Origin of the sequence: Allolucifera butyrica (assembly GCF_900476375.1) — a bacterium.
Classification (GTDB): Bacteria; Bacillota; Negativicutes; order Sporomusales; family UPPP01; genus Lucifera; species Lucifera butyrica.
Map to the genome: position 1 here is coordinate 34392 of NZ_UPPP01000094.1, position 19331 is coordinate 53722.

Genomic DNA, 19331 nt, shown 5'->3' on the forward strand with positions numbered 1-19331 from the left:
ACGAATGAAAACATTTCAGGAATATCAGGTGGATTTGACAAGACTGGCCGAATGGCTGCCGTGGGCTACTATGCCGCTTGCAGGCGTTGTGGAAAATAAAGACCATTCTTTTCTCGGGGCATTTTCTTATCCTTGTGACGCGGTCTTTGATAGCGCTTGCCTGAGCCAACAACTTCAGGCGTTGGGTTCCGGCTGGGGAATATGGTCCGAGAACCGGCAGGGCCGGTGTTACGCGGCGTTCTCCTGGCTGCCGCAGGATGCGAGTGACGACGCGGCCGGCCACTACTTTGACCGGGTCTTAACGACGTTGGCCGAACAATTGCCGTTGCAACGTTTATACGCAGGAGAATTGTTGCAATACCTGTTTGAGAGCATTGCCATCAAAAAGCAAATTGCATTCCCTGACATACCGATGTATTTAGATACATTGCTGCCCCTGGGGCAAACGTATAAGCTGAAGCCGCAGGAAATTAACGTGGATGGATATCCGGTGACGGTACTCGCTTTGAACGGATTTTTGGAAGAATGCGCCGGCAGGCTGTATTCATTTTTAAGAGAAAAAGCCATTCCATTTCGTTCCGTGCGCCGCTTTTTACTGCTCACCGCAGCCGAGGCGGACGAAGAAGCAAACCGCTATATGGCTGGGTGGTGCAAGAATCATAAGACAATCGCGCCACTCTTAGCCTATGAAGCCAATCCGCAGAAGCCTTGTGGCTTTTACGCCCATCTTTTAGTGCATTGGAGTACTGAAGAGGAGAAACTCGTTCGGCAAAGTATGCTGATCAAGGAGTTTCTTAGAGCGCAGGGGCAGCTTGCCCACTGCGAACATGCCCAGCCGGAACTGTGGTTTGCTGCTATTCCCGGGAATTTCCGCGCCTACCTTGTCGCGCCAATGCTTCAGATTGACGACCTGAGAGTACTGTTTTTGGGCGAAGAAGGGGCTCCGGTATGATTCATTTGAAAAAATACCGGGAAAAGCGGGCGCTGTTACAGGATGTCATGCCGTTTGGGCGCATCTTGTATTTAGAGAACGGCGCAGGGGTGTGCGTGTTGAAAGATGGAGCCTTTCTTTCCAGCCTGCGCTATCGCGGGCCTGACTTAGATAGTGCAATCGAAGAAACGCTGGCCTGGATGACCGGGCAGATGAACAGCCTGCTATTAACGCTGGGGACCGGATGGGTGCTGTATGCCGAGGCGCAACGCGCCCCTTCGGTCAGCTACGATTCGGATGTGTTTTTTCCCGACGCAGTAACACAGGCCATTGATGACGAGCGGCGGAAAAATTTCCAGAGCGGGCAGCACTTTGAAAATAGCTACTATCTCTCACTGTATTGGATGCCGCCTGCTGATACAATCAGCAAGCTCAAGAACTTCTTTGTCGAGGGGGCGGAGAAGACGGAAGCGCCTACCGATGCCGCGGAATATATTGAGGACTATACAAAACAACTGGCACTTCTCTTCGCGTCCTGCTCTGTGGTCGGTATGCCGGAAACCGAATGGCTGGGACCGGATGACCTCCTCTCCTATCTTTATTCGACGATTTCCTTGACGTATGTTCCGCTCAAATTACCCAAGAATCCCATACTTCTGGACGGGCTGCTCTATGATACTCCGCTTTACGGCGGTATGGAGCCCCGTCTTGGCGCGAAATATTTAGCGGCCGTATCGCCGGTAAAATATCCGGACCACAGCAGCTTTGGCATGCTCAATATCTTAAATACGCTGCCGTTTTCCTACCGGTTTATCACTCGCTTTTATTTCCTGGATAAGCAGGACGCGCTTGGCGAAATAAAGACGTTTGCGCGGGGGTGGCGGTCAAAGGTAAAACCGTTTACGGCAACGATCAAGGAACTGCTGACCGGTTTTGCCGGCAATGAAGTGAATGAGAATGCGGTGGAAAAGGTCGAGGAAATCCGTGCTATGGAGCAACTAGTTGAATCCGATGCTGTAGGCTGCGGCTATTACTCCGCCATGTTGCTCCTGGCAGACGATGACAAAATTCGTTTGCAGAAATGCGCTGAGGAAATCGTGCAGCTTTTTACAAATATGGAGCAGGGGTCTATCGCCGCAAAAATAGAAGGGATGCACACCCTGGAAGCCTATTTCGGCAGCATTCCGGGCAACGTGTATTATGGAATACGCCACCCCATGCTGTCAACGGGAAACCTAATACACCTGTTGCCGATTACCGATATTTGGGCGGGGAAAAAACGCAATGACCATTTAAAAGCTCCCGTTTTGCTTTACACGAAAACCGGAGAAAATACATCCTTTCGTTTGAACCTTCATGTCGGCGACGTCGGGCATACGATGCTCATCGGGCCGACCGGCGCGGGTAAATCCGTGCACCTCAATCTCATTGCGGCGCAGTTTCGCAAATATAAAGACGCCCGGATTTTTATTTTTGACAAAGGCGCATCAAGCCGCATTTTGACAGAGGCCGTCGGCGGCAATTTTTTTGACCTCGGCAACGAAACAGAACTTTCTTTTCAGCCGCTTCGGCAGATTGATGACGAGAAAGAGCGAATGTGGGCTGCCGAATGGATTTATGATTTTTTGCGGCAGGAGAATGTAACGATTACGCCGGAAATTAAGAAACATACCTGGACGGCCTTATCGTCCATGGCAGCGCTGCCGGAGGGCTACCGTACGATTTCAACCTTAAAAACCACCGTGCAGGATAAATTACTGAAAGATGCATTGGTGCCGCTAACCATTGAAGGGGCTTATGGAAAAATGTTTGATTCGGCGGAAGAAAGGCTCGCCTTTTCCAGCTGGCAGACCTTTGAAATGGAAACGCTGATGAATACCCCGGCGATTTTATCACCGGCGCTGATGTATATTTTCCATCGCATTGAGCAGGCCCTTGATGGCAAACCAACGTTGATCGATTTGGACGAGTGCTGGGTGCGCCCGTAAGTCCTGACTTTTCAGGACGTGGGCAGAGACAGAATATGCCGATAGCAAGGCATTGGGCGTGACACAATGGCCCATCATCAACTAGCTAAGCCGATAAGGGAAACCGGACGGCGACAACAGCACGCTAGTAAAGACATGAGTCTGCCAGTCAACAGGCAGCGACTGAATGCTGAGATGAAAACTGTATATGAGGATAAAAGCTGAATTGCTTGAATGACAGCCAGAGGGGTTCTATCGTCAACCATAACGAAAGTTGATTGAAACGTTATGCAACCAGCGGTGGGGTGTTAAACCAGCAAAAATCCCACAAGTGTCCCTGGTTGACCGCCACAGTGAGTGGAAAAATGGCGAACGTCATATCCGACAATACAGGTGCTATGTCTGTTTCTGACTAAACGGGGATTGCCTAAGTCGAAACGCAGGAAACTGCTATGGGGAAAGCCCCTGAAAATTCGATACGGCAACGGAGCTTCCGTAGTAGTCTGAGCCGGGGAAAGCCCGGCACATGGCGAAGGGAAGCAGTCTATACTTAATACCGATATTAGGAAAGGTGCGTGAGGCACTTGAGAAGTCCAAATGAGGTATTAAACAGCTTACAATCAAAAACGACAATCGAGAACTACCAATTCGAGAGGTTATACAGAAACCTGTACAACCCAAACTTCTACCTGATTGCTTACCAAAATATTTATGACAATCATGGAAGCATGACTAAGGGTATTGACGGAAAAACCCTGGACGGAATGGGAATGGAACGAATCAACCGGATCATCAATAAAATGAAAAACTATACCTACCAACCCAATCCCGTCCGGCGTCAATACATAAAGAAAGCCAATGGAAGGCTCAGACCGCTAGGCATTCCGTCCGCGGACGACAAACTGGTACAGGAAGTCGTCAGAATGATCCTGGAGAGCATCTACGAACCCACATTTTCAAAGTATTCCCATGGATTCAGACCGGAGAGAAGCTGTCACACAGCTCTCGACCAAATAAAAAGAACCTTCACGGGAATCAAGTGGTTTGTAGAAGGAGATATCGCCGGATGTTTCGACAATATCGATCAGCATACACTCATTAATATCCTGCGCAGAAAAATCCGAGATGAACATTTCCTAGGGCTCATCTGGAAATTCCTCAGAGCGGGGTACATGGAAAACTGGCGATACAACGAAACCTATTCGGGTGCCGCTCAAGGGTCAGTCATCAGTCCGATTCTAGCCAATATATACATGAACGAACTAGACCGTTACATGGAAGAGTACAAAGTCACCTTCGACAAAGGGCAAAAAAGAGCAGTTAATTCAGAATACTTAAAAATACATTACAAGTGGAAAGTGGCCAAAATGTCGATGGAAAAGACCTGGAACACGCTCAATCTAGAAGAGCGTGAACGGGTTGCCCAAGCAGTAAATGAAAAACGTAAGATGTGGGCAGTACTCCCCTCCATGAACCCCCAAGACGGCTCGTATCGACGAATCATGTATTGCCGCTATGCCGATGATTTCCTGGTGGGAATCATTGGGAGCAAAACGGATGCGGAAAGAATCAAAAGCGACATAAAAGAGTTCCTTGCCAGACGGCTGAAACTAGAGCTTTCCTCAGAGAAAACCTTAGTCACCCATGCCACGGACAAAGCCAGGTTCCTCGGATACGATGTTACGACATCAAAACCGTCCTCAGAAACGATCCAAAAATGCAATGGCACTATATGCCGACGGCCAACAGGAGTTATTAAACTCTATGTTCCCAAAGAAAAATGGGTAAAGAACCTGTTGGACAAAAGCTCCTTGTGGATACAGAAAGATGAGAACGGCCAGGAACGATGGATGCCGGTAGCCAGAAAAGATATGCTTTACAAGGCTCCGGATGACATCGTGGGAACCTTTAACGCAGAAATCCGAGGACTCTATAACTACTATGCTTTGGCAAGCAACGTCTCGGTACTTTCAAAATATCGATACGTGATGGAATACAGTATGTACAAAACATTTGCCTGTAAGTACAGATGCTCGTTGGTAAAAGCGAAGCGAATGTTCTTTAAGGACGGAAAATTTACTGTTCCATACACGACATCGAAGGGCATAGAAAAACGCATAGCCTTTTATGACGGCGGTTTCCGCCAAAAACGGCTATCCCGAGACAAGAGAGTAGATATCTTACCCCAACCAATGAAATCTTACACCATTAAGCCAAGAGAGCTGATTGGTCGGATGTTCAAAGGTCACTGTGAACTGTGTGGGGAACAAGACAGTCTGCCCAAGGTATATCAGGTGCGAAAGTTAAGCGAATTGCGAGCAAACGTCGAATGGGAAGCACGAATGATAGAGAAACACCGGAAGACGCTTGTTGTATGCCACGATTGTTTTGAGAAAATCCATAGCTGATGTATAGATAGAGAGCCGTATACATCGAGAGGTGTAAGTACGGTTCGGAGGCGAGTACTTGGAAACCTGCCATGGTGACATGGTAAGGCGCTGAATGCTTAGCCTACATCTTTTTTGACAACCCGGCTTTTGCCGCCAAGATTCGCGAATGGCTTAAAGTGCTGCGTAAAAGCAACGCGTCGGTTATTTTTGCTACACAGTCGTTAGCGGATATAGTAGATACGCCGATTTTCTCTACCATTCTTGAATCTTGTCCGTCGCGCATCTTCCTGCCCAATAAAAATGCGTTTGAGGAACGTTCGAAACAATTGTATAGGGCTTTTGGCTTGAACGATCAACAACTGCAAATTCTCACGCAGGCAACACCCAAGAAAGAATATTATTATGTATCGGAACTCGGCTGCCGCCTTTATGATCTGGACCTGGAGCGGGAAGCTCTGGCCTATTGCGCAGTCAATAAGCAGGATCTAATCACCTGCAGGCGGATTATAGCCGAATACGGCAAGGCAAATTTTGTGCAGAAATGGCGCGAATACAAAGGATTACAGTAGGGATAAGAAATGATTTAAAGCACAAAGGCACACCTCTTGGGTGTGCCAGCCTGTAGATAAAAGAGAGCAACGGCGGTTGGAGTTTGATGCAAGCAAAAAACAGCGAGCATTAAATTATTATTGGCTTGTGTAATGAAAAACTATAAAAACCTCCATTGTCGCCGATAATAATTTGATCAAGAATACGGATACCCAGTATTTCACCGGCTTCTTTCAACTTTGTTAATAATTCAATATCTTCACGGCTTGGCTCCGGATCGCCGCTTGGGTGATTGTGGCCGATAATGACAGCCGCGGCGTTGTGAAACAATGCTTTTTTAAAGAGTTCACGGGGATGGGCCAGCGAGGCGTTGAGAGTACCATGCGATATTTCGGCGGCACCGATGATTTTGTTCTTCGTATTTAAGAATAAAGCGCAGAAAATCTCTTCCGCAGCGTTTTCAAGTTCAAATATGGCTTGAAAGGCGTGGGCCGCCTCGTTCGGCGATTGAATGAAGGGTTCCAGGGAATACCGTTTTTTTTCTTCTTTTACGATCGCAAGTTTTTGAAAAGTTATGAGCATAATGAATGCCTCCTTATACTTGAAAAATGAAAAAGGGACTGGAAAGGGAGAAGTAATCCCTTTGCCAGTCCTTCTTTTGCGGCTATCCTGCGCGGCATAGAAACTTTATACAGCTAGGCGATTTGTTCTTCGAGCTGGTCTGCTGCTTGCTGGGATGAGCCGTCCTGTGCGTCCGTACTTAACAGCGCATTTAGTTCAATCAACCGGGCTTCCTTTTCTTTTAATTCCTGTTCTTCCGCAAATGGCTTTTCGAGTTCTTTTTGTGCGGCGACGATTTGCATATGGATGCCTTGGAGTTTATCTTGCGTTTCGGACAATTTTTTAGAGATGTCCGTAAGTAAATGATCCATACGGGTAAAATTGCCGGTTGCGCTGGTTCCCATACTGCATTCATGCGTTCGTTTTCCTTTTAACTGGAGTTTGAATTCATTGTCAAAGAGGTCGTAACGCAGGGCAAGCAGAAAACCGCGATATTGTCCAATCAGGGTTGGTTCGCATTCGCTTTTTTCGCTGCAAATGGCAAGAAGTTTTTCCCCGGCTGCGTTTTTGTCGGTATAGAAGGTATCCAGTATCTCTATGCCAATGAATGTGTCCTTTACGATAGCATGTTGCCTTTCCATTTTCAGATCTTCTTGTAAAGCGGCGATGGCCTCCTCCGCGCTTTTGAGCTGCGCCGGGTAATTTTTCGAGAGCTTGTCTTCCAACTGATACCGTTTGGATTTATCATCTGCCGCCAACAGCCGCAGGCGGGCCACTTCAATATCCAGATTCATCTTTTCCTTAATGAGCGGGTTGCCGGCGCAGAGTGCCTTGATTTCCGCATAGGAGAGCACTTCATCGTCAATATCCTCACAAGACCGTACCGGCGCTTTGCTGGTCATGATCTGTGAAATGAACTTTTGCTTGTTCTCGATAGTCTGGTACAAGTAGCTGTCAAAGGTAGCTTCTGTGACATAGCGGAAGATATAAACCGTCTCATTGTTATTTCCCTGCCGGACAATACGGCCGGCGCGCTGCTCCAGATCGCCGGGACGCCAGGGGCAATCCAGGTCGTGGATGGCAATCAGCCGATCCTGTACATTCGTACCGGCGCCCATTTTCTGCGTACTGCCAAAGAGAACGCGTATTTTGCCGGCCCTCACTCTGGCAAACAGGTCTTTTTTCTGCTGATCGGTTTCCGCTTCGTGAATAAAGCGGATTTCCTCGCAGGGAATACCTGCCTGGATGAGCTTTTCTCTCATATCGTTGTAAATACTGAAACTGCCGTCCGCTTTCGGCGTGGACAGGTCGCAAAACACCAGCTGCGTTAATTTTTGCAGTTTGCCACTAAGCCAGAATTTCAGGATGTTCTGTGCGCATTGATTGACTTTGCTGTTCGGGTCGTCAGGCAGAGCCAGGTTGAGTAGGCGCTGATCAAGTCCCAATTTCCTGCCGTCGCCGGTGATTTTAAGCATATTGTCTTCATGGGGTTTGACCAGTCTTTTATGAACTCGTTCGGCGCGTTTTGATAAGGCGTCGACCATATCTTTTTGATAGCTGGTCGGTTTGGCCACAATCGTCTCGTAAATACTTTCAGGGACAGGCAGTTTGAGCATATCTGCGGTCTGTATATCCGCCGCTTCCCGGAATACATTCATCAATTCCGGCAAATTAAAGAATCTGGCAAAGCGCGTGCGGGCGCGATAGCCTTTTCCTTCCGGCGCCAACTCAATCACCGTAACCGTTTCACCAAAGGTTGCCGCCCAAGAGTCGAAATGGCTCAGCCCCATTTCCTCCAGCCGTTTATATAAGAGATAGCGCTTCATCGTGTACAGCTCGGTCATGGAGTTGGATACCGGCGTGCCGGTTGCGAATACAATGCCTTTATTGTTCGTGATTTCATCAATGTAACGGCATTTGGCGAACATATCCGAAGATTTTTGCGCATCGGTCGTGGAAAGACCGGCCACATTGTGCATTTTGGTGTAAATAAACAGGTTCTTATAGGAATGCGCCTCATCGACAAACAGGCGATCTACGCCCAGTTGCTCAAAGGTTACGACATCGTCCTTGCGCTCGGTTTTGAGCTGCGTTTCCAGGCGGACTTCAAGTTGCTTTTTTATCTTTTCCATTTGCTTGATGCTGAAGGATTGGCCATTTTCGCTTTTTAACTCTTCCAGGCTGTCGGTGATATCGTCAATTTGGTTTTGGATCAGCGCTTCCCGGCGCTCAGGGGAAATCGGTATTTTTTCAAACTGTGAATGCCCGATGATAATCGCGTCATAGGTGCCGGTGGCAATTTTGGAACAGAACCGTTTCCGGTGGGCTTTTTCAAAATCTTTTTTGCGGGTAACCAGTAAATTGGCTGCCGGGTATAACCGCAAAAATTCAACGGCCCATTGCTCGACCAGATGATTGGGAACCACGATAATGGATTTGGTACAAAGTCCTAATCGCTTGGATTCCATTGCTGCCGCCGCCATCGTAAAGGTCTTGCCGGCGCCGACTTTATGGGCCAGTAAAACATTGTTTCCGTACAAGATGTGGGCAATGGCATCCTTCTGGTGCTTGCGGAGCGAAATCGCCGGACTCATGCCCGGAAACACCAGGTGGCTGCCGTCATAAACGCGCGGCCGTGTGGAATTAAACCGTTCATTGTATAGCGAAACAAGTGTCTGACGCCGCTCGGCATCCCTGAAAATCCAGTCGCGGAAAGCGCGTTTGATGGCTTCTTGTTTTTGGACGGCCAGGGTTGTTGCCTGTTGATTCAATACCCGCTTTTCCTGGCCGTTCTCAACGATGGTGTCATAGATCCTTATATCTCTGAGATTCAAGGCTTCTTCCAGGAGCTGATAAGCATTGCTGCGCTTAGTGCCATATGTCGTATAGGCTGCGACATCATCTCCCGACACTTGGGTCTTGGCGGAAATATTCCATTCGGATGTATAGGCTGCATATTCCACCCGGATGAGCTGGCGGAGGTTTGTTGGTGTTTGAAAAGTTTCCAACATAAACTCCTGAATATACTTTGCATCAATCCATACCGCGCCCAGCCGGACGTCAATTTCCGCTGCCGTGAGTTCTTTCGGCTGTATCTGTTTTAATGCTGCCACATGGGAGGCGTAGGCCGGATCGGTTTCGGCCAGCTGCTCGACAAGGCGAAGTTTAGTACGGACATTGCCCGATAAATACTCATCCGCCGTCTGCCAGTTTTTCGCCGCCGGGTCGAAAAAAAGCGTTCCCTGCAAATCGTCAGTGATCGCCTTGTAGCTTTCTTCATTCGGTTCTTTGCTGAGCAGGGCTGCCATAAAGTGTAGATCGGCTTTCCCTTTTTCGTTCATCGATACGGTGAGCGCTTCACTGGCCGTTTCCACCTGCGTCACCGGCTGGTGGGGCGCGATGGTCCGCTTGGTGAAAATATCCGCCTTGCGCTCCAGGTTGCCGTCTTCGTCCAGTATTTCAAGCGAACACAGCAGATAATAAGAGCTATCCTCGACAAAGGCAAGTTTATTGGCGCGGCTGTTGATCAAGCCATAGGTGCGGACAAAAGCATCATACCGTTGGGTTAATAACGCCTGCTTTGCTTGAATCAAAGCCGCATCCAGCGAATGCATCTGCACAAATAACAGGTCATAGACAATATCCCGCAGGGCAATCAGCGCCTCAATCCGGCGATAGGTGCCGTCTGAGACCTCTTGTAAAACAAGCTCATTATCCTCGCGGTAATACAGGTGCTTGTTCTGGATCATATAAGAAAAATTACGGATGTTGTCCGGCGCTTTCAGCGTTTTAGGGACAGCTTCCTCCTCCTGATCAAACAGGTCGGACGGAGTCGCCGGCTTCTGCAAGGGCTGCTCTGGAGGTAAAGGGGCTTCTTTCCTTACAGGCGGTGTAACGATATCCGACGCCGACGTCATCATTTCGATTGGCGTTTCCGGGATAAGAGGGCTTGCTTCCAGGTCAAACAGGGAGGTTTTCTGAGGTTCGGGGCAACTGTCCGCAAGTCTGTCATGGACAGGAGGGGGGGACTGGCTAGATATTTCGATAGCTTGACTCTGGGGAGGGCAGGCTTGCCAGCTTTCCATGACGTTGGCCAATAGCAAGGTCAGTTCTGCTTTCTTGGGCATGCAGGTGCTGCCGCCGGAAAAGCGGTGATTGCTCTTGGTGAGCGCACCTAAAATATGGTCAGGATGCTCAAGATAATAGCGGTTGATTTCAATTCCGTCCGCGGTTTCACCCAGCTCCAGCCAATTCGGCTCCGGGGCGGCGGCTGTTTTCCGGAAAAACAAAATATCCATGGGAACATTGGTGCCAGCCTGGAGAAATGCCGTATCCGGCAGGCGGAGAGCTGCTAGCAGATGCGCGCGTTTGGCCAGGTATTCACGGAAGGCGGAGCCTTTTTTATCAAGCAAAAATTTACTGGCGATCAGGGCCAGCAGTGCGCCGTCTTTTAATACATCCAATGATTTTGCAAAAAAATACTCATGGATGGACAATTTATCCTTGTAGGTTGGGTCATAAACAGCAAAATTCCCGAACGGTACATTTCCGATTAACAGATCGAAAGTGTCATTCGGGAATTTGGCTTTTTCAAAGCCGATGTTTTGAATCGCTGCCGCCGGATACAACTGTTTGGCGATACGGGCGGTAAGCTCATCGATTTCTACGCCGTAAAAGAAGGAAGTCTGTTTCAGTGCTTCCGGCACCGCGCCGATGAAGTTGCCAATCCCGCAGGAAGGTTCCAGAATCTTACCGCCTTGAAATCCGAGCCGGCGGACACCGTCATACATGGCCTGGATAATCGGCAGCGGCGTGTAAAACGCCGTTAGGATGGAAGCGCGGGCCGACCGGTATTCTTTTTCGGTCAATAGATCATGAACTTCCTGATATTCTTTTTTCCAGGTCAGATTATTCGGCGCAAAGACTTGGGAAAGTCCGCCCCAGCCGGCGTACCCGGCTAAAATTTCTTGTTCTTCCCGGGTTGCCTGCCTATTCGTCGCTTCCAACTGCTTCAAGAGTGTTAAGGCGCTTACCGTGCGTTGATAGCGGGCCTTTGCACCCGACGGATAACTTTTCACTGTTAAATCAAAGTTCTCGTCGGAAGCGGCAGGAAGGGGCATTGCCGGCGCTGACGCTTCCGCCGACAAAGGCTGCGGGGGCTTCGTCTGATCTACTGGCGTTTGCGTACCGGTTTCCGCTTCCGGCGGGGGCGTTTCAGTTTTCACCACAACATGCAGTTTTACAGGTGATGCCGCAACCGGCTCAACCGGCTGCGGCGCTTTAATGGCATTTTCGATGGCGCGCAACAGGTTGGTCGTACAATGACTGACCGATTCTGCGATACGCAAGATGCTGTCCTTTGTTAAAACAGCAGGCAGCAGTGTCTCATATTCGGCCAGCGATACGACAGGTTCTTTCTGACAGCGGGAAAATATGACATAACAGGTACTGTCAATGATAAACTTTCGCAGGCGCCATTCCAGTTCTTGTTCATCGGGCTGTTTGACAAAGCCGGACGGCAGGCTGGCAAGCAAGTTCTTTTTGTCAGCCAACTTGGCAATCAACCGTGCGGCGACATCTGCAATCAGCGGCAGAAAGTCGGTTTCCGTACTTTGATATAGGTCCTTTAGCGCCTGGCAAACCGTCTGTTCGCTGGCTTCTTCCAAGGTCCATAAGAGGACCGGCGGGGCATCGGCATCTTTCTGAATGTAGGTATCGTTAAGATCAAAGACATACTTGATTTTTTGCCAGCGTCCATCCTGGAAAAATAAAGCGATGCCTTTTGCTCCGCGTTTAATACGCCGGTGAAAGCGGCGGTTCCAGAGTTCCATTTCGGCGCAGGCGTGGGCCTGCGGACGCTGCGCATGAATCATGAGCTGGTCGGTGTACGGATATTTGTACATTCTTCCGACTGTCCCCAAAAAAGCTTTCCAGGCCGCCATGCTCGATGTAATTTGCTGCAGCACCTGATCTTCCAATTCTTGGCGTGTTTTCGCCAATTGAGCCATTTTCTCATCCATCCTTTCTGCCTTCGTGTACTGGTTTATGCGTGAAAAAAACCATTCACCATAGCCTAAAGCAAGGGCGGAAGGCGCAAGCGTACCCTTGCTTTGGGCTGTGGTGTATGGTAAAGTGAGCGCTAAACCAGTACCGCGAAGGCAGCTTGATCATCCTGCCAGCTTGCTTCCAAGCCAACGTCCACTGTAGCCGATATTTTGATACCACTACTGACACATCGTTTTTTACCAAAAAATATTGATTATAAATTGATTTTAGATTGATTTTTCATTGACTGATTGGGTATAATATAGGTAGAGCTCTAACATAAAGAGGTGAAAAAATATGAAAGCTATCATTCGTCCCATGACGGATTTGGCAAAAAAGATGGACGAAATTGAACATTTTTGTATTACACAAAGCCTGCCGGTATATATCACGAAAAAAGGCACTGGCAGACTAGTTGTCCTTGGTCACGAAAACTATGAAAATCTAATATCCGAACTAGAAAAATTTAAAGAAGAAAATGAATTGTATAAATCTCTTATTCAAGCGGCAGGCGAGAGCCGTAGAGGCGAAAGCCAAGACGTTAATGATGTCTTGGACGAATTAGACGCTGAATTAAGGGAGCGGGAAGATGGCGACAGAGAACAGCAAGTATCAGGTTAAAATCGTACCTACGGCTAAGAAAGACCTCCGGGATGCAGCAATGTATATAGCTCAGGATAGTCCTGCGAATGCCAGAAAATTTGTCGCAGACGTAAAGGCTAGGATAAACAATGTTTTAGCGAACAGTCCCAATATCTGTTTACCGCCTAGGGCGTATCCTTTTTTAGCGGAACAAGGATACCTGCGGTTTTCCGTACACACAAACTATTCAGCCCTATGGGTCTGGAACGGGTCAGTTATCGAGATACATCGTATTTTACACAACAAGAGAAATTGGACGATTATTATGGGTGGCCCTGAAGGCATAGAAGAAATAGAACTCTCCGAATGAATTCGGAGGGTTCTATTTCTTTAGAATGCGCAGGCAACTTTTCGCCTAACGCCTATTTTTCGGCCTGCTACGCCGGTTTGCTAGGATATTTCATACCGGCTTTTTCCCTGCGCCTGCGCACGGTTAGAACGTGGCGCTGCTCCGCCTGGATATGTCGATTGATTTCCTCCTGGGAATATTTAAGGACCGCGCCATACTGCTCCATCAGCAGGCGATATTTCCGCGCTAGATTTCGACTTCGTGCATAAAGGGAGCAGCGATACAGCAGGGTATGCAGAGCGTAATCAAGTTCAGCCTCTTTCTTTTTCAAGGCCAATCCCCCCTTTACACCGCCTGTTTTTTTCGTTTTTTCGTCAGACGGTGCTGTTTGAATTCTTCTAAAAACGCATGAATCTCTCTGGTATGGCTGCAGTTTTTAAACCCGCGGCATTGCAGGATCTCGCCGTCGTAAATTTCCAGGGTGTAAAAGGCAACAGCCGGCTCCGCCGCTTTTCGTAAAAAGACAATGTCTGTGAACCCGTTTGCATAGCGGTCGATGTAATTGCCGACACAGTGGCGCAGGTAGTGCCCTTCGGCAATGAGGTCGCTGGAACTTTTAGGGACGACGATGCAAAAATTGTTCGCGGCATACCCGTATTTCTCTACTAAGTGGGGATACCGCTCGCTAATTTTTTGATCAAGCTGCCGGTTTCTTTTTTGCTTGATTCGCAGTTGGTTCTGGATATGCTTTTCCGCCAACTTGTTTGGGTAGAGAATTTCTTTGCGGGACATATCGTAGCCGAGCTGCCGGCATTCTCGCAAATAGTCCAGATAATCGCGAAAAAAATACGCGGTTAGTTCACCGCGCTTTTCCAGTCGCTTCTGGTAAGTAAACAGTTTGTCAAACGGAACGATTTCTCTTAAACTGCTGAGAACCGAAGTTTCATTGAGCCAGCCATAGGCGTCCAAGTCCGGCAGTAGAATCTGGCAGCCGCTTTTTCTAAGGGCAATCCAGTGCGCCAGCTTCCCCCCGGCTAAATCCGCTTTACCGGCATGGCTGAGTTCTTGCTTGGCCGGTTGAAAGCCCAGCACTTTTCTGAGCGACTTGCCGCGCCAATTTAAAACACCGCGAGCGGCCGGAAGCTTGTCCAGATAGGACTTTAGCAAAGCGCTGAGGCCGCATTTGCTGAGATATTCCGACTGCGGGTATTTGGCAAACAGGGCGAGGTAACGCAGGATTTGTTCCTCCATATCGGTGTAAATTTCCCAGGCGCTGTACTGAAACGGGGTATGGGGTATCGCCCGCGCGAGACTAGCCATATTTGCGGATATTTTGCCGCGCCAGTAATGATAAAAATCACCGCTTGGATTCTTGGTATAAATACTTTTGGCCAAGATATATTCACGGGTATAAGGCTGGACATACATCATCTTGGCGCCCTGGCCGGATAACACATAGTAGCAGGAAGGAGAGTATTCTATCGCGCAGGGATTGCCGTCTAAGAACCGATAGACATAGAAGGTCTGGCAGGTAATCAGCTGTTTGTTTTTCACAGAACGCGCAAAATGATACACATACGCCACATCGGCGATATTTTTTATACCACGCCAGACATGCTTTACGGCGACTTCCTTCCGGCAGCGCGGGCAGGTGGTTTTTGTATTGTGCCACAGGGGCGAACGGTCTTTGAGCGGCACATCCTTTTGGCAGAACGAGCAATAACCTGTGGTATCGCCTTTTTTCCGGATGAATAAGTACTGCTGGTTGAAGGCGTTTTTCCGGACGAATTGCTGTAAATCTTTCGTGACCGGCGCTTGGCGAAAATGAGATAAGATTTGTTCGGCAGTTTGTGGCAGCATGACTTAAGCCTCCCCGTAAAACAGATCGATCTGGTTGAGCTGGCCAGCCGGCTTATTCGCCGCTGCCGGAATGGGTTGGCTTTTGAGAACGGTAGGCGCGTGCGTGCGCTTTGCCGCCGGGGGAATCGGGCGTTTGGGGGCCTCATCCGGATCAAAGTCAAAAGGTTCGCCCCAAAAGCCGTAAAATCTGCCGATAATATCCTGGGCTTCGTCAGGCGCAATGCATACGCAAGCGGCGCCCCCGCGATTTTTTTGCGCAATATGCCGCATGACTTTGTAGGCGCGCTTTAGCGTGTGTGGCTCTTCCAATACCTTTTCAGCGTAGCTTTCATCTTCCAACAGCAGTGCGCGCACCATTTGATTGATGGCGAAAAGATAGCCTCGATCATCGGCTGCTGTCTCCAGTTCCGTATCAAGTTTATGGATGGCTTGTTCCATTATGTCCATATCCTTACCTCCATTTTTCTTGCTATAGAATAACTACCGGCGGGATAAGCCGGTAGTTTTACGTTCTCAAAAAAGAACAGCGCCTGACGTCATTTTTGCGTCAAGCGCTGTTGTGCGTATAGCATTTAAAACGGGAGTTCTAGATTTTGCCCGCCATTTCCTCATCACGTCCTGGGTCGCAGCATCCGTATTCACGTTCAAAGGCGGCATTTGCTGCGGCATAAGCATGCCTGAGTTCGTTAATCGCTATGGCCAACCATACGGCCCGGGGGAAATCGTTGCCAGCTTTCACTTTTTGGTCGGCAATTGCTTCAGCTTGTTTCATGATTATATATTCGTCAAAATCGGCATACATTTCTTCCTTCGTGTCGTAATTACCGTAAGTAGCCATATCAAAATTGTCATAATGCGTGGCAATGATAAAATGCCCGTTGGTTTCGACGATATAGTGGTCATCCTCATGGTCCAGGTGGTATTTGTGACAGGGGATATGAGCCAGCTTTGCACTGATTTCGTGGCTTTGTACTGCATTGTCAATGTATTTATCAATGTCGCTTTCTCCAATCATACCGGATAATTTAGTGATTCCTTTGCTTTTTAATGTTTTTAACGCTTCTATAAGTGTCATTGTTTATCACTCGCTTTCTTTACTTTGTCTGTGAGCGTCCACCTGACCTGTTGCCTATCGTCAGCGCCCGCCTTCAGCCCAGCCATACGTTCTGACAATATCCAAAGAGCCCTGTTCAATTTTATATTCGTATCAATGGCTGTAACTTCGCGGGTGGTGGTGCGCTTGCCCGTCGCTGTTTTGCCCCGCAAACCGCCTTTTAAGAGGTTTTCCTGAAGCCGGTTGAAGGTGTTCCATAAATCATCTTTGCTGCGATCCTCATACCGTCTGGCGGTCAGAAGCTGCTCCGGCAGGATCGGGGCGGCATCCTTGCTATCGTACTTTAGCGACAGCGCTGCTTCCGCGAACGCCTTCGCCTCTGGCAGCGCCAGACGGGTTGTCTTCATGTTGTCTATCGATTCTTCAACCGCGCCGAAGTCATTGACGATTTTGTAGGCGGCGTCGATCACGTTTTCGGTGATGTTCCCCCGGTGCGGCACTCGGATGTCCTCGATAATGTCGCCGGCTACGCATCCGTTCTGGCAGACGAACCGCAAAACTCCGCCCAGCATCTGATAGCTGGACGTGCCGTCATGGGAATTGATGAGAATGATCTCGTACGCTTCCTGGTTTTGAATCAGGCCGTCCGGGCGTAACCGGAGCATATGCTTGGTGAACTCCGACTTGCCTTCCACTCTGGATTTGGACTGGGCGACCATGAAAGGTTGAAATCTTTCCTTTCTGAGACCGGCCAACACCTCGCTGGTGGGGATATAGGTATACCGGTCCGACCGGGATTGGTGTTTGTCGGTTGCAAAGATGCTGGGGGCGATCCGATACAGCTGCTCATCCGTGAGCGGGGTATCCGACCGGAGCCCAAAGGAATTTCGCCCAAACTTAGTGACTAAACCTGACATAGCTTTTCAACCTCCTATTTTTAATTATTTGTTAGGGTCCCTGGCCGTTTTGTACCGGCCATTTTTTCTTAATAAAGCTGAATTTCAAATACCAGATGGCCGTGCTCATCCAGGCGGGCGCAATCGACCCACCTTGCCATTTTGCCGTTATGCATGGCCGCAATGACATCTTTTTTCCTGCGGCCCGTGTAGCGGTATTGCCGTGTTTGGCCGTCCGGGAAATATAGTTCCAACATCACGCCGAAGCCTCGCTGCCTTCCTTTGGTGTCAACCACTTTCTGCACCTCGCCAATGACCTTGAAGGCAATTGCCATCGTAAACAACCTCCTTTAGTTGCGCCAGAATTTTACGTTTCTCAAGAAAAACAGCGCTTGACGTCATTTTTTACGTCAAGCGCTGTTATGCATATCGCTTCAAAATGGAATTTCTTCCGAATCCAGCGGTGTGTTCCGGCTGGTTGTCTTCGGCCTTGCACCGAAGGTAAAGCTCGGTACGATCACTTGTGGATAATAGCGCGTGTTGCCCTCTTTATTAGTATATTTACCGGGGTCCATACGGCCGGTAACACCAATCTGCTGACCCTTGGTTACGTAGTTGCCGATGGTTTCGGCAGTTTTCCCGAAGGACACGCAATTAATGAAATCCGCGCCTGTTTCGCCATTGATCCTTTTCGGAACGGCAAGGCAATACTTGGCAACCGCTTTTCCTGCTTGGCTGTAGAATACCTCCGGCTCCCGCGCGAGTCTTCCCACTAAGCTTACTTGGTTCATGATTCATTTCTCCTTTACAGCATCAATTTTTCCAAGCACTGTCTTGTGCTTTTCTCGTGGCAAAAAATGCCCTCCGACGCTGTGGCTGGCAAGGGCGCGGCAGCGTGCACTTCACCCTTGCCGGGCGCAGTGGCGGAGGGCAATATGAGAGCGAAAAAAGCACGAGACAGGTTGCCGGAAACGGGTATGAATTTGCTTGTCTATTTTTGTTACAGTGAATTTGTAAAGCAACCGACAGGAGGGATGATCATGCAAGTAGTGGAGTTCAACACGATACCAAAGGACATGTTTCTTCGGATGTATGCGGCCTGTTTCCACATTGATTTAGAAGAAGAACCGTATTCCCTTACCCGTGAAGATGAAAGAGCGCTCCTTGACTTTGAAGAATTGCGCGTCTATGAAGGCGAAGCAAAAATCAGGCGCATAAGGGAAAAAGCGGCGGCCTGGGCAAAAGGGGAGCGGGCGCGATATACCTATGAACTATTTGCCAATGCCTTAAGCGATATCGAACTTGCTTTTGCCGCAAAAGAATACGGCATGTTAGTTCCGGAAGAATACCTGCGCGGTTTGTCCGAACAGGCCGGAGAGGAAATGCTGACAGAGGAGGCTCGGGCGGCCGGCTGCTCTTTGGAGGAGTTCACAGAACTTCGGAGTGCTTTCGGTAAAAGACAAAATTTTACCGCAGCGGAACGAGAGCGGCTGGCGATAGCGCAGAAAAAGAAAACGCCTCTTGCTGCATTGGTTCTGCAGGAAGAGGCGGAGCGCGATTTTGCCGTTCGCACACAGACAGCGGAAGCTGCTTATGGTAAAGAGTATCTTGTCTATCGGGAAGGTGTTCTTCAGGCCGTGGCAGAGCAGGCGGAGCTAAAAAGCGACGCTTATTATCTAAAAATCTATGAAACGCTGCATGGCGCATTGAGCTCGGAAGAAAAGGAAGAAGATCAGAAAGCACAGGTCGATCCGTCCTTGCCGCTACATCGCGAAGTCTACATCGACCTTATGCAACAGGAATTACAGGAAGAGGACCGTATTCTTACCGCCTTAGCGAACCAGTACGTCGAAGGGGCGGAAGCCTATTTCGCGGGTGTTGGCAGATATGCTAAGGATAAGGAGCGGGTGGCGTGATGGAAAAAGAAACAATGCGGGTGGCCAAGGTGCAGGGTGTTTATTTTCTTTATCCGCCGCAGTTGAGCTTAAATCAGGAGCCGTTTTTAATGGCGGTGCTGACGAAAGCCAGGACAGCGACGGAAGCGGCATACTCTGTGGTCCCAAACGGTGATTCATTCGCCTTTATACCGGAGGAGGCCGCCAAAATGCAAAAGCGGTGGTCAATTTGACCACCGCTTTTGCAAAAGT

Annotated in this window: 17 protein-coding genes; 8 read left to right on the forward strand and 9 right to left on the reverse strand. The window is 49.0% G+C overall.

Annotated elements, in window-relative coordinates; all coding sequences use genetic code 11:
• Positions 1-4: 4 nt before the first annotated feature.
• From LUCIF_RS19075 to LUCIF_RS19090, 4 genes are all read left to right on the forward strand, one after another.
• Positions 5-952, forward strand: a complete 948-nt coding sequence (locus LUCIF_RS19075; protein WP_122629455.1) for a hypothetical protein — start codon at positions 5-7, stop codon at positions 950-952.
• Positions 949-2919: a VirB4 family type IV secretion/conjugal transfer ATPase gene (locus LUCIF_RS19080; RefSeq protein ID WP_122629456.1), complete on the forward strand. Its 1971-nt coding sequence runs from the start codon at positions 949-951 to the stop codon at positions 2917-2919. The genes LUCIF_RS19075 and LUCIF_RS19080 overlap by 4 nt, the downstream gene beginning before the upstream one ends.
• Positions 2920-3626: 707 nt before the next feature.
• Positions 3627-5306: a reverse transcriptase/maturase family protein gene (locus LUCIF_RS19085; RefSeq protein WP_243638760.1), complete on the forward strand. Its 1680-nt coding sequence runs from the start codon at positions 3627-3629 to the stop codon at positions 5304-5306.
• A gap of 158 nt (positions 5307-5464) precedes the next feature.
• Positions 5465-5857, forward strand: coding sequence for a hypothetical protein (locus LUCIF_RS19090; protein ID WP_122629457.1), 393 nt, complete (start codon positions 5465-5467; stop codon positions 5855-5857).
• A gap of 109 nt (positions 5858-5966) precedes the next feature.
• On the opposite strand, the gene LUCIF_RS19095 is transcribed toward LUCIF_RS19090, so the two are convergent.
• Positions 5967-6419 carry a JAB domain-containing protein gene (locus LUCIF_RS19095; RefSeq protein ID WP_122629458.1) on the reverse strand — a complete coding sequence of 151 codons (453 nt, stop codon included), beginning with the start codon at positions 6417-6419 and terminating at the stop codon, positions 5967-5969.
• Positions 6420-6532: 113 nt separating this feature from the next.
• Positions 6533-12418, reverse strand: a complete 5886-nt coding sequence (locus LUCIF_RS19100; RefSeq protein WP_122629459.1) for a helicase-like domain-containing protein — start codon at positions 12416-12418, stop codon at positions 6533-6535.
• A gap of 322 nt (positions 12419-12740) precedes the next feature.
• On the opposite strand from LUCIF_RS19100, the gene LUCIF_RS19105 reads away from it, so the two are divergent.
• Together LUCIF_RS19105 and LUCIF_RS19110 are read left to right on the forward strand one after the other, a co-directional pair.
• Entirely contained in the window at positions 12741-13064 is a 324-nt protein-coding gene (locus LUCIF_RS19105) for a type II toxin-antitoxin system Phd/YefM family antitoxin (RefSeq protein WP_122629460.1), read from the forward strand.
• Positions 13033-13395 carry a type II toxin-antitoxin system RelE/ParE family toxin gene (locus LUCIF_RS19110; protein ID WP_122629461.1) on the forward strand — a complete coding sequence of 121 codons (363 nt, stop codon included), beginning with the start codon at positions 13033-13035 and terminating at the stop codon, positions 13393-13395. The genes LUCIF_RS19105 and LUCIF_RS19110 overlap by 32 nt, the downstream gene beginning before the upstream one ends.
• Positions 13396-13462: 67 nt before the next feature.
• On the opposite strand, the gene LUCIF_RS19115 is transcribed toward LUCIF_RS19110, so the two are convergent.
• The 7 genes from LUCIF_RS19115 to LUCIF_RS19145 form a co-directional block, all read right to left on the reverse strand.
• Positions 13463-13705 carry a hypothetical protein gene (locus tag LUCIF_RS19115; RefSeq protein ID WP_122629462.1) on the reverse strand — a complete coding sequence of 81 codons (243 nt, stop codon included), beginning with the start codon at positions 13703-13705 and terminating at the stop codon, positions 13463-13465.
• 14 nt (positions 13706-13719) lie between these two features.
• Positions 13720-15234, reverse strand: coding sequence for a PcfJ domain-containing protein (locus tag LUCIF_RS19120; RefSeq protein WP_122629463.1), 1515 nt, complete (start codon positions 15232-15234; stop codon positions 13720-13722).
• A 3-nt stretch (positions 15235-15237) separates the two neighbouring features.
• On the reverse strand, positions 15238-15681 hold the full coding sequence (locus LUCIF_RS19125) for a hypothetical protein (protein ID WP_122629464.1): 444 nt from the start codon (positions 15679-15681) through the stop codon (positions 15238-15240).
• A gap of 139 nt (positions 15682-15820) precedes the next feature.
• On the reverse strand, positions 15821-16309 hold the full coding sequence (locus tag LUCIF_RS19130; protein ID WP_122629465.1) for a hypothetical protein: 489 nt from the start codon (positions 16307-16309) through the stop codon (positions 15821-15823).
• Positions 16306-17205: a DUF932 domain-containing protein gene (locus tag LUCIF_RS19135; protein WP_207858068.1), complete on the reverse strand. Its 900-nt coding sequence runs from the start codon at positions 17203-17205 to the stop codon at positions 16306-16308. Before LUCIF_RS19135 ends, LUCIF_RS19130 begins: the two co-directional genes overlap by 4 nt.
• A gap of 68 nt (positions 17206-17273) precedes the next feature.
• A complete protein-coding gene (locus LUCIF_RS19140; protein WP_122629466.1) occupies positions 17274-17519 on the reverse strand; it encodes a hypothetical protein in 246 nt (81 codons plus the stop codon).
• 99 nt (positions 17520-17618) lie between these two features.
• Entirely contained in the window at positions 17619-17975 is a 357-nt protein-coding gene (locus tag LUCIF_RS19145; RefSeq protein WP_122629467.1) for a single-stranded DNA-binding protein, read from the reverse strand.
• Between the two features lie 144 nt (positions 17976-18119).
• Here LUCIF_RS19145 and LUCIF_RS19150 point away from each other — a divergent pair, with 144 nt between their 5' ends.
• Together LUCIF_RS19150 and LUCIF_RS19155 are read left to right on the forward strand one after the other, a co-directional pair.
• Positions 18120-19100 carry a hypothetical protein gene (locus LUCIF_RS19150; RefSeq protein WP_122629468.1) on the forward strand — a complete coding sequence of 327 codons (981 nt, stop codon included), beginning with the start codon at positions 18120-18122 and terminating at the stop codon, positions 19098-19100.
• Positions 19097-19312: a hypothetical protein gene (locus tag LUCIF_RS19155; protein WP_126720612.1), complete on the forward strand. Its 216-nt coding sequence runs from the start codon at positions 19097-19099 to the stop codon at positions 19310-19312. The genes LUCIF_RS19150 and LUCIF_RS19155 overlap by 4 nt, the downstream gene beginning before the upstream one ends.
• Positions 19313-19331: the final 19 nt, after the last annotated feature.

Coding starts and splice junctions, on each gene's coding strand:
- LUCIF_RS19095 (WP_122629458.1), bottom strand. CDS start 6,419: ATGCTCATAACTTTTCAAAAACTTGCGATCGTAAAAGAAGAAAAAAAA.
- LUCIF_RS19100 (WP_122629459.1), bottom strand. CDS start 12,418: ATGGATGAGAAAATGGCTCAATTGGCGAAAACACGCCAAGAATTGGAA.
- LUCIF_RS19130 (WP_122629465.1), bottom strand. CDS start 16,309: ATGACACTTATAGAAGCGTTAAAAACATTAAAAAGCAAAGGAATCACT.
- LUCIF_RS19120 (WP_122629463.1), bottom strand. CDS start 15,234: ATGCTGCCACAAACTGCCGAACAAATCTTATCTCATTTTCGCCAAGCG.
- LUCIF_RS19135 (WP_207858068.1), bottom strand. CDS start 17,205: ATGTCAGGTTTAGTCACTAAGTTTGGGCGAAATTCCTTTGGGCTCCGG.
- LUCIF_RS19085 (WP_243638760.1), top strand. CDS start 3,627: ATGACTAAGGGTATTGACGGAAAAACCCTGGACGGAATGGGAATGGAA.
- LUCIF_RS19145 (WP_122629467.1), bottom strand. CDS start 17,975: ATGAACCAAGTAAGCTTAGTGGGAAGACTCGCGCGGGAGCCGGAGGTA.
- LUCIF_RS19150 (WP_122629468.1), top strand. CDS start 18,120: ATGAGAGCGAAAAAAGCACGAGACAGGTTGCCGGAAACGGGTATGAAT.
- LUCIF_RS19125 (WP_122629464.1), bottom strand. CDS start 15,681: ATGGACATAATGGAACAAGCCATCCATAAACTTGATACGGAACTGGAG.
- LUCIF_RS19110 (WP_122629461.1), top strand. CDS start 13,033: ATGGCGACAGAGAACAGCAAGTATCAGGTTAAAATCGTACCTACGGCT.
- LUCIF_RS19140 (WP_122629466.1), bottom strand. CDS start 17,519: ATGGCAATTGCCTTCAAGGTCATTGGCGAGGTGCAGAAAGTGGTTGAC.
- LUCIF_RS19105 (WP_122629460.1), top strand. CDS start 12,741: ATGAAAGCTATCATTCGTCCCATGACGGATTTGGCAAAAAAGATGGAC.
- LUCIF_RS19075 (WP_122629455.1), top strand. CDS start 5: ATGAAAACATTTCAGGAATATCAGGTGGATTTGACAAGACTGGCCGAA.
- LUCIF_RS19080 (WP_122629456.1), top strand. CDS start 949: ATGATTCATTTGAAAAAATACCGGGAAAAGCGGGCGCTGTTACAGGAT.